At 38.1% G+C, this 10,698-nt stretch carries 11 protein-coding genes; 4 read left to right on the top strand and 7 right to left on the bottom strand.

Features of this window, described 5'->3' with window-relative positions; translation table 11 throughout:
* The 6 genes from DRF61_RS20500 to DRF61_RS20475 all read right to left on the bottom strand — a co-directional run.
* Positions 1-1,892 (bottom strand): DUF2207 domain-containing protein (locus tag DRF61_RS20500; protein ID WP_157963415.1); only part of this gene is annotated, 1,892 nt, incomplete at its 3' end.
* A 3-nt stretch (positions 1,893-1,895) separates the two neighbouring features.
* Complete coding sequence (locus tag DRF61_RS20495) at positions 1,896-2,447, bottom strand: LemA family protein (RefSeq protein ID WP_167409451.1); 552 nt, start codon at positions 2,445-2,447, stop codon at positions 1,896-1,898.
* Positions 2,448-2,591: 144 nt separating this feature from the next.
* The gene (locus DRF61_RS20490; RefSeq protein WP_111960565.1) at positions 2,592-2,903 is read right to left on the bottom strand and encodes an NIL domain-containing protein; all 312 of its coding nucleotides are present in this window, start codon (positions 2,901-2,903) and stop codon (positions 2,592-2,594) included.
* A 235-nt stretch (positions 2,904-3,138) separates the two neighbouring features.
* Positions 3,139-3,810 (bottom strand): YiiX/YebB-like N1pC/P60 family cysteine hydrolase, encoded by a 672-nt coding sequence (locus DRF61_RS20485; RefSeq protein WP_111960563.1) that lies wholly within the window; start codon positions 3,808-3,810, stop codon positions 3,139-3,141.
* 47 nt (positions 3,811-3,857) lie between these two features.
* A complete protein-coding gene (locus tag DRF61_RS20480) occupies positions 3,858-4,340 on the bottom strand; it encodes a DUF1801 domain-containing protein (protein ID WP_111960561.1) in 483 nt (160 codons plus the stop codon).
* Positions 4,341-4,465: 125 nt separating this feature from the next.
* Positions 4,466-6,262: a T9SS type A sorting domain-containing protein gene (locus DRF61_RS20475; RefSeq protein ID WP_111960559.1), complete on the bottom strand. Its 1,797-nt coding sequence runs from the start codon at positions 6,260-6,262 to the stop codon at positions 4,466-4,468.
* A 401-nt stretch (positions 6,263-6,663) separates the two neighbouring features.
* Between DRF61_RS20475 and DRF61_RS20470 the strand changes: the two genes are divergently transcribed.
* The 4 genes from DRF61_RS20470 (at position 6,664) to proC (ending at position 10,292) form a co-directional block, all read left to right on the top strand.
* Positions 6,664-7,869, top strand: a complete 1,206-nt coding sequence (locus DRF61_RS20470; protein ID WP_111960557.1) for a pyridoxal phosphate-dependent aminotransferase — start codon at positions 6,664-6,666, stop codon at positions 7,867-7,869.
* Positions 7,870-7,879: 10 nt separating this feature from the next.
* Positions 7,880-8,368 (top strand): hypothetical protein, encoded by a 489-nt coding sequence (locus DRF61_RS20465; RefSeq protein ID WP_228452723.1) that lies wholly within the window; start codon positions 7,880-7,882, stop codon positions 8,366-8,368.
* A 4-nt stretch (positions 8,369-8,372) separates the two neighbouring features.
* Positions 8,373-9,386, top strand: coding sequence for a UDP-N-acetylmuramate dehydrogenase (murB, locus tag DRF61_RS20460; protein WP_111960553.1), 1,014 nt, complete (start codon positions 8,373-8,375; stop codon positions 9,384-9,386).
* 102 nt (positions 9,387-9,488) lie between these two features.
* Entirely contained in the window at positions 9,489-10,292 is an 804-nt protein-coding gene (gene proC, locus DRF61_RS20455) for a pyrroline-5-carboxylate reductase (protein WP_111960551.1), read from the top strand.
* On the opposite strand, the gene DRF61_RS20450 is transcribed toward proC, so the two are convergent.
* On the bottom strand, positions 10,273-10,695 hold the full coding sequence (locus tag DRF61_RS20450; RefSeq protein WP_111960549.1) for a VanZ family protein: 423 nt from the start codon (positions 10,693-10,695) through the stop codon (positions 10,273-10,275). The genes proC and DRF61_RS20450 overlap by 20 nt on opposite strands.
* Between the last annotated feature and the right edge of the window lie 3 nt (positions 10,696-10,698).

The raw sequence follows: 10,698 nt of genomic DNA, 5'->3' as shown, positions 1-10,698 counted from the left end.
CCGCCGGAGAAGCCGCCTCCACCGGAACCGCTGCTTGAGCTGGACGGTTTAGTAGATGCAGATTGTATGGATTGGGTAAGACTGGAGTTCAGGGTATTGGCAAAAGCATAATGATTCATTACGCCGCCGTAATACCAGGTATTTTGATATTCTGCTGCTGTTTTCTTCAGCAATTCATCAAATTTCTGTCCCCAGATCTGATCGACTCCCATGACCATAGCAAAAGGCAGAAGGGTTTCGAAAACCTGAGGAGTCATTTGAGGAGGATTGTGAAATTTCAGCTGTTCGTTCTCTGCTGCTCCCATATACATTTTGAAGCCATCTATCAGGGATTGTTTTCTCAGCTTTTCTTTTGATGGCTGTTTTATTAAATATTGATAAAGTACCATTACTGAAAATGCCAGCACAAGAAAAATATAGCAGACACTAAAGTTAATGCTCCCGACCTCTGTTCCTTCCTGAGAAATTACTCCTCCTATTCCTAAAGCAATACTGAGAGGAATAGGAATAAAAAATAAAAGTTTCCATGATAATTTCTTCGCTAAAAATGTTATTAAAGCAAAGGCAATAAAAATAATAATGTATAAAATTACTCCGGCAAATACTCTTTCAGGTTCCGGCAATATATTATAACTTAAGAATAAACCGAAGCCATACACCAGACTAATAACAAGCCATGGAAGCACTAACTTTTTCTTATTATTTCCTTCATTCAAAAAATCGTCATGCTGAAAGCCCAGCGTTCCTTTGAAGTTCTGAACAGCGGTTTCTATTTTCGGATTATATTTTCCGTCAAACTTGACGGAATCTTCAAATTCTGAAAAAAGACTATTCATCAGGTTGATTTCTTCTTTCGGAAGCATTTCATCTGCAGCTTTCAATTTCTTCAATGTAAAGGTTTTGGTATTGAAAAACCCCAGCAGACCGGAATCTTCTCCTTCTATAATCTTTACATATCCTTTTACTGCAAGGCTGACAATAGCTGCCGTCAGGTATTTATTTTTAAAACTTTCGGAGTTGATGTATCCCAGGGAAGCCGGCGAAAGATTTTCAGGAACATTGAACTGTGGATAAACAGTAGGGGTTTCCGGATCTATCCCGTATTTCATCCAGGTTGAATAAAGATACAGAAGCAGTATCAGGAATACGATACATCCGCCAATCAAGACCCCGTACTTTTCCAGGAAAGTTGGCGGCGGTGGCGGAGCCATAATTCCTTTTTTGAAACCTACTGCAATGGTAAGACCTTCATTGGCATGAAGACCTGAAGCACCCCATTCTATAGACTCATTGGACAGTACTTTGACTGTACAGTTCTGGCTGTTGCTGCCATATGCTCCGGTATAGCAGGAGTTCTGAATAATCCCGGCTCCGGCAGGAAGATTTACTTTTGCTGAAATAGTATCTATATCGAAATCCCAGTAGGTTCCGTTTACATTCCAGTAAAATTCGTCATACTTTGGAAAGAAACCAATCTGGTTCTCTGTTTTATATTTTATTTCATAGTCGTAGGTTCCGGGATCGAGGATAACATCTTTATTTCCGGCATATATTTTTAGGTAGCCATCTTCTTTCTCTTCATGATAATCTTCCTCTTCTCCGTTTTTTTTCACTGAAATAATATGGTATCTTACTTTCTGGGTTTTATTGTTCAGATTTCTGGACAAAGGAAGTGCGCGAAAAATTCCTCTTTTTATATTATTTCCAAGACTGTATACTTTAATATTTTCAGTAACGGTAATCCCCGAATTTTTATCCACATCAATATCCGAATGGAAGGAGATAATTTTTTCTGATCCGATAATGGACAGCTGATCCGTCCGCGCTAATTCATCTTGGGCAAAGGCTATGAAAAAAAACTGAAGGAGGAAAAGCTGCAGTAATTTTTTCATTTCTTAGAATTTTACGGATGGAACTTCTCTTTCTGCAATATTTTCAAGCTCAAAGAAAGGTGATTTCTCAAACTTGTACATATTGGCAATGATGTTGCTTGGGAAAGATTCAACCAACGTATTGTTTTCACGGACAGTTCCGTTATAATATCTTCTGGATTTCTCCACATCATTCTCAATAGAGGTAAGCTCGCTCTGCAACTGCTGAAAGTTGGTATTGGCTTTCAGATCAGGATACTGTTCCGCTACGGCAAACAGATTCATCATAGCCTGATTCAGATTTTTCTCTGCAGCTTCCTTCGCCTGTACCGAATCTGCACCTACAGCCTGTGTTCTGGCTCTTATCACACTGTCAAGCGTTTCCCGCTCATGGGTTGCATAGCCTTTTACAGTTTCCACAAGGTTAGGAATAAGATCGTGGCGTTTTTTAAGCATCACGTCAATGCTACTCCAAGCTTCCTGAACTAGATTTTTCAATTTTACCAGACGGTTGTAGATTGATACTCCGTAAATGAGGAATACTGCAATTAAAGCAATGATAATAACTATGGTCATAATTTTTATGTTTTGTATTCATTAAAAATACTGTTTTTTTGAATTGGAATAAAATTCACCTTTAACCATTAGAAGAACTGCAATAAAAAAGCATCCGATAAAAAACCGGATGCTTTCTTGTAATTAAAACTATATGAATCTCCCCTAAAAATACTTACGGCAGTTATATTCCACCATGGTATTTAAAAGTTTATTTTTATTCAGATAAAATTCCAGCTGCTGGTAATCTTCTGAATTGACATTAATATATAATTGTACTGAACCAAAACTGTTTCCGTTGACATATTCTACATTAGCAGACAGCACTCTGTGACAGATCCCGAACTGATTATAAATGATATTCATTAAATGTTCAAATTTCATTTTACCATTTAATTCTATTTCCAGTATCAGTTCTTTTTTAGGCAGGCTAATTGTGTTGGGTAGAACCTGCAACGTAGGATTAGGTGTAATCATCACTAAACAATTTTTTGGTTAAACATTTTCTAGATCATGGTTGCTTTTGCGTTAAATCTTTGACAAAAGTATAAAAAATTATTAGTCCACCAAATTAGTGGACTAATAATTTTAAATTTTAACTAAATTTTTTTCTTAATTTAATATTCAAGGATTATTACATCAAACTTTTAAGCTAGACTTTTAAACCAAAAAATACCCCTAAAGATTACTACATCTTTAAGGGTAATGTTATTTATAATTCTCCTACTCTTTCCAGTTTATCTGAAGCGGCTAGTCCATTAGGATTGCATCCCGGCTCACTTTCCGGAACTTTCAGATTCTTCTTTTTGTAAAATTCTGCCCAGAATTCATTGGTTTTACCTGTTTTGGGATCAATAAATGTCATTGGTTCCAGCTTGAATATATGGTCTTCCCTGAACGCTCTTTCAATATAATCTGAACAGTAAAAAGAATTTTCGTCCAGAATATAATTGAAATTATAAGGTTTTCCTATCATAGATTCTGCTTTTTTAAGAGCAGCCGGAACAGCGTTCTGATATTCCGGCTTCAGGCGGTAAATTATTACTTTCTGGCCGTCATCAGCCTGATCTTTAAGAAAAAATTTCAGATCCTGCTTTTGGGAACCACCTTTGGGAGCTGCATGCAGTACATACCAGTGATTATTTTCTTTTTCTAGAATTCCAATATGATCAAATGATGCCTCTTTCTGTTTTTGTGTCACATTATTAATCGCTCCTGATAACCCGGTTTCTTTTGCAGTCACAAAAAGCAGATCCCCGTTCTTCAGCTTCCCGGATTGAGCCAGAGTGGTACATTGCTGCAATAACAAAATCCCAGCGAGGAAAATGATATAGGCTAGAGCTTGAGGAATTTTTTGAAACAGATCTTCTTTACATTTAATCATAATATTTTTTTATTGCCGGGCACAATCAGGATTTACAAATTATTAAGCTATTTTTCTTTTGAAACAGATTCTTTACTTTTCTTAAACTGTGTTTCATAGCTATTAATCCAGTCTTCAACCGTCATTTTTTTACTGACCTCAGCAATGAGCTCAAAAGGAATATCATCCATTTTTTTGAACCTCACACAGGATTTCCCCATATCGAGCTTTCTTTTTGAATGTTTTGGATATTCGGTTACAAACCAATTTAACAGCTCTGGATCTGCATAAATACCCATGTGATAAAATGCAATAAAATTTTTCTGGGAGGCCAGGCTCATAAACGGCAATGGCGTACCCGGTGCACAATGATAGCCAGCCGGATAAGTTTCTAGAGGAACGCCCCAGCCAACCATGCCATAGCTGATATTTTCCCGGAAACCTTTTGGTAGGTTATCGTTTATGGTATCAAATAGCTTTTTGAATACTTCCTGTCTTTCTTCAGGAATTTTTGAAATATAATCAGTTATAGAATCCGCTGGAATTTGCATTTTCAATATGTTTTAATTTTTCTCAAAATAACAAAATTTATGAATACCACGATCGAAATTTAATCAAACAAAAAGCGGCAGTACATCAATGCACTGCCGCTCAACTTTATTGACATTAAAAAAAATTATTTTTTGATAGCCTTCACCGTAGACTGTGATCCGTCTTTAAAATAGATAGTAACAAAATACAGACCTGTATTCAGTGTACTCAGATCAAGCTCTCTTACAGCTCCTGTAATTGTTTTTACAGCTCTTCCGGAAGAATCCCCTACCGTTACAGATTTCACTTCTCTATTATCGGAAATATAAAGGATGTCTTTAAACGGATTTGGATGAACCGATACTTTCTTAATACCGGCTTTTACTTCTGAAGTACCCAGCTGTGCGTTCTCAACAGTAAAATTATCTACATAAAAATTATAGTCAGGATCATCGTTCACTGTTCCGTCTGTTCCGTAAAATGCAAATACGGTATTAGCGCTGTTATATGCTGCTAGAGTATACACATATTGAGTTGAGGTATTGGTCGGCGCGTTAGCCTGATTCCATGTTTCCAAAACAGTCCATGTCGTACCGCCATCATTGGATACCAAAAACTGAATAACATCGTCAGATCCCATTGGCGAAGCACTGGTACTGAGATAAGCCGCTACACCATAATCAAATTTAACTTTATATGATCCCGCAGAAAGATTGAAAGGTACTGTTTTTAGCCAGCCCGTTCTGCCTGTTGAATATAAATTGATCGTCGCTGATCCTCCGGAACCTGTGCCTAAGAATCCACCCGATGTCCAATAAGACGATGTCCCTGTAGGACCTGTAGCAGGTGTGCCTCCGGAAAGAGCCCCAGCCCAGCATGTTCCCGGAAAGCTGCTGAAATCATTCGTATATGACGGGACCACAGCCCCACACAAGGTGGTAAATGTTCCGGATAATGACCAACCACTCTGAGACGTTGCCGTACTGCAATTGCTTCTTACCCAATAATAATAAACCGTACTTGGTAATAAAGAAGGAATGGTAAAAGAAGTTCCCGTAACTCCAGGATGGTTAGGTACCGTTGCAGCTGTAGGCGCTGTATTACTGGTGCTGTAATAAACATCATAGCTTACCGCCTGAACACTGGCCGGTATCGTCCATGAAACTTGAGCAGAATTAGAAGTCAGTGTGCCTACAGGCTGAAGTGTAGGAGCAACACAATCTGTATACGCATCAGCAGAAAAAGCAAATACATTCGCTATGCCTGTACCACTGACTTTCGTTACGGTAACACTTTGAATAGGTTTGGTCTGATTGGCTGCATCGATGGTTAAGGCCGACTGATACAGTCTCGGATTGGTAGAATTAGGCTCTAAAACATTATTGCTTCTGTTGATTCGTCCGATTCCCTGTATGGCATAATTTGACCCGCCATACCAGTCAGAGATCGCTACACCCGAAAATGTCTGGGAAGTATTATCTGTAAAATTGACTGTTACATTCACTGTACATGCCCCACTTCCGCCAGTTGAAAGCATATACACTTTAAAAGCTGCAACCGGGCTTACAAATGAAAGTGTTCCACTGTTGCTGCCGGCAGCATTGCTTGAAATTTTTAAAGAATTGCTCCCAGACAGATCTCCAAGCTTGAAGCTCAGCCCTGGTGTAGAAGCTACTGCAGAATTAATGATCCCATTAACCGGAAGACCATAAGTAATTGGTGTGCTGCTGGATGTAAGTTGAAAATCTCTTGCTACAAATGCAAAAGATACTCCGTCAACATCTTCTGTAGTGGATGTCATTGCTGAACCTACACCGTTGGCGATTACATCTGCCGTATACCCGGACTGGACAGGCATCGTCTGAAAGTTTTGGGCACTCATCATTGCTGCCGCAAAAAGAGCCATAACAGATAGAGCTCTAACTGGTAAATTTGTTTTCATAATTATTTTTTATTATCGCTTAAATTTAATAAAAAAATCAAAACAAAGCTTAAATTTTTATTAAATAACCAATAATTAATCAATAACTTTAAATTATATACATTTAACTTATATGAAAACATTATTTTCTAACCAAATGCTTTATTCGCATTTTAATATATTATTTTAACAATTTCAATTCATTCTAATGTATAATCAAATTCCAATAGTCAGCACTTTAAGAAAGCTGCCGATCAGTATCAAGCATAATCAGAAAGATTCCCATAGACATCAAAAGAACGGACAATAATCAATTTTAACTCACTGATTTTCAAAACAATTAAAAAGCAGTCAAAATGGGCAACACGTTATTTTATTATTGAGAAATTAAATCTTATTTTTGCCATACAAATTTTTGAACAATGCCAAATATTTCAAACAGAGCACAGCATATGCCGCCATCGCCGGTAAGAAAACTAGTTCCTTATGCTTTAAAAGCAAAACAGCAGGGAATAAAAGTGTATCACCTCAATATCGGACAGCCTGATATTGAAACACCGGAAACAGCTTTAAATGCTTTAAAGAATATCGACCTTAAAGTATTGGAATATGCACTTTCTGAAGGTAATATAGAATACAGAAAAGCTCTTACGGAGTATTATCATACCTTAGGTTTTTCGGATCTGACACCTGATAATTTCATTGTGACCAATGGAGGATCTGAAGCATTAAACTTTGCCATTTCCACTTTATGTGATGATGGTGATGAGGTCATCATTCCTGAACCTTATTATGCTAATTATAATGGGTTTACCAGCACATTCAACGTTAATGTTGTAGCGGTTCCATCTACTATTGATACAGGTTTTGCCCTTCCTCCGATCGAAGAATTTGAGAAAAAAATCACAGAAAAAACAAGAGCAATTGTTATCTGCAACCCGGGTAACCCTACAGGGTATCTTTACACCCGTGAAGAGCTTCAGCAGCTGGCAGAAATTGCCTTAAAATATGACATCGTTATTATCTCCGACGAAGTATACAGAGAATATGTATATGACGGGAAACAGCAGATCTCTATGCTGGATTTCCCTGAACTGAGTGATAACTGCATCATCATTGATTCAGAATCCAAGCGTTATTCTATGTGCGGAGTAAGAATCGGGTGTATGGTAACACGTTCTAAAAAGATCCATGATGCGGCAATGCTTTTTGCACAGGCAAGACTGAGCCCGGTGCTTTTAGGCCAGATCGCAGCAACAGCAGCGCACCAGAACGACGGTGCATACATCAGAGCAGTAAGAGAAGAATATACACACAGAAGAAATATCCTGGTAGATCTTCTTAATGCCATTCCAGGAGTAATCTGTCCTAAGCCGAGAGGAGCTTTCTATTGTGTAGCAGAGCTTCCGGTAGATGATACCGAAAAATTCGCACAGTGGCTTTTAGAAAAATACGCCCTTAATAAGGAAACGATTATGGTAGCTCCTGCAGGAGGTTTCTACAGTGATCCTGAATTGGGAAAAAAACAGGTAAGAATCGCTTACGTCCTGAAAGAGGAAGATCTTAAGAGAAGCGTTGAGATCCTTAAAAATGCTTTGAAGAAATACAGAGAAGAATTCAGCCTCTAAAATATAATTTATGATGCCGGCAATAAAAAATACTTACCTGAAACTCTTGTTTTTATTGTTTTTGCTGCCGGCATTTTTTTCCTGTGACAAAAAGAAAGAACTAACTTCGGCCAGTCCTAAAAACCCAAATGAGATAACTTTCATCAGTGTATCCAATATCGGTGGCGACCAGGGCGATTATAAGATCGTCAAAGTCACAAAAGACTCCATACACGCGGAAAAGGGCATCACAGCCCGCCAAATCCATAAAGAATGGGATTCAGCCATCAGCATACAGACCTGGAATAACCTTATCTCTTCGATCAAAATTAAAGATCTGGATGTAATACAAAGTTCTCCAAGTCAACAGTCTGTAGATGGCATCGACGAAACTTTTCAGATCAGAACTCCGAAAAAGTCACATATTTATGTCAATTCTTATGCTGATACGCTGCATTACAGGCAGCTGAAACAGTTTAAAGAACAACTCAACCTCATTCTTCCCACAGAATACCAATAAAAACATGCAAGAAAATTTTTCTTTAAAACCTTACAATACATTTGGTGTTGACGCCAAAGCAAAATATTTTATTGAAGTACAAACCCTTGAGCACCTCAAGGATGCAATCAATTATTCTAAAGACCACCATCTTCAGGTTTTATTTTTAGGTGGCGGAAGCAATATCCTTCTGACGAAAGATTTTGACGGCCTTGCCATTAAGCTCAGCTTGAAAGGAATTTCCGAACAAGATCTTAATGAAAACGAAGTGCTTGTAACAGCAAAAGCCGGAGAAAACTGGCACGAATTTGTGATGTACAGCCTTGAAAAAAACTACGGCGGACTGGAAAACCTGTCATTGATTCCTGGTAACGTAGGAACCTCGCCAATGCAGAATATCGGAGCTTATGGAGCCGAAATAAAGGACACTTTTGTCAGCTGTACCGTTTTAGACCTTGAAAATCTTGAGGTTAAAACATTTAACCTTGAAGACTGCCATTTCGGATACAGGGATTCTATTTTCAAACAGGAAGGAAAGGGAAGGTATGTAATTTTGGAAGTTAGTTTTAAATTAACCAGGAAAGATCACCACATCAAAACAGAATATGGTGCAATAAAAACGGAGCTGGAAAACTTAGGAATCACCCATCTTACGATTCAGAATGTTTCCAAAGCGGTCATCAATATCAGGCAGAGTAAACTCCCGGATCCTAAAATAATGGGCAATGCCGGAAGTTTTTTCAAAAATCCAACTATTCCTCTCACCCAATTTGAAGATTTAAAGCTAAAATTTGAAAACATTCCAGGCTACCCAAACGGAGATGTGGTAAAAGTACCTGCCGGATGGCTAATCGAACAGTGCGGATGGAAAGGGAAACAGATTGGAAATACTGCATCACATCAACTTCAGGCACTGGTTATCGTGAATGCCACCGGAAATGCCACCGGAAAAGAAATTTTTGATTTTTCTACAGAAATCATTCATTCTGTCAAAGAGAAGTTTGGAATAGAACTGGAACGGGAAGTAAATATTATTTGATACAAGAGACTGTTTTTTTTAAATTGTGAAAACAGCTTTTTTCTGAATTAAATACCTCGTAAAGGAATAAAAATATTATTTTAGCTGAAAAAGAGCACAAACATGAAAATAGCGATCCTCGGAGCCGGCAAAATGGGCCTTTCCTTTTCAAAATCATTTTTAAAATATGAATTGATCAAACCGGAAAACCTCCATCTGATCACCCGGGGTCAGTCCAAAATCTCTAAAATAGCCGAAGAATTTCCAAAATCACAGATCTCCACTTTCGAAGAGACTCAAGAACTGGATGCCGATCTTATTATTATAGCTGTAAAGCCGCAGGACTTTCTGCATGTTACTGAAAATTTCCAGTTTACATTAAAAGAAAACCAGATGGTCCTTTCTATCATGGCCGGAATTAAGATTGAAAAGATTCAAAAATTATTAAACCATCCTCTCGTTGTAAGGGCTATGCCCAACTCTCCTACTCTTCTGGGAATGGGTATTACAGGCTATACTGCTGCAGGAGGCATTTCTTTCAGCCAGCTGATCAATATTGAAAGACTACTGAACAGCACCGGCAGATCGGTTTATCTGGAAAATGAAGACCTTCTGGATGGCGTTACAGCACTTTCAGGAAGCGGGCCGGCCTATTTTTATTACATTGTAGATGCCATGATAAAAGCCGGCGTAGAAATGGGAATCGATGAAAATCTTTCCAAACTGTTTGTACAGCAAACCATGCTGGGCGCTTATCACCTGATCAACAATTCCGAAAAGAATCTGGAAGAACTTATCAAAGATGTAGCTTCGAAAGGCGGAACCACTGAAGCTGCGTTAAAAACATTTGAAGACCACAATTTTAAAGAAATTTTAAAAAACGGAATTTTAAATGCCGAAAAGCGGGCTAAAGAACTAAACGGCTAAATCTTTTTTCTACCAACCGGCAGAGCAGCCATCCGAGATATACACCGAAAGTATTAAGAATGATATCATCTACCTCAAATATCCCCATTCTGGTAAAATACTGAAGTGCCTCAATGATAATGATAGAAGAAATGAAGGTATAGATCAATGCATTAAGATCTCTGAGCCTGGGAAATATCCAGCCAAGAAATCCAAAAGGAATAAACATAATGATATTCCCTAAAACAATGATGCCAATATCCTTCCACTCAATCGTATTGTGGATAAACTCTATGGTTGAAAAAATGGGTTCCACGGTGATCTGATTATCCGCATACTGAAACCTGCCCATTCCCCAGAACATGAGATACAGCAAAAACAATGTATAAGGAACAATAATAATTTTGTAAAACTTCTTTAACATGAA

The organism is Chryseobacterium lathyri, assembly GCF_003290185.1.
In the GTDB taxonomy this organism is placed as follows: Bacteria; Bacteroidota; Bacteroidia; order Flavobacteriales; family Weeksellaceae; genus Chryseobacterium; species Chryseobacterium lathyri.
The sequence above is the reverse complement of the archived record's forward strand: the minus strand, read 5'-3'. Positions and strand labels throughout refer to the sequence as shown.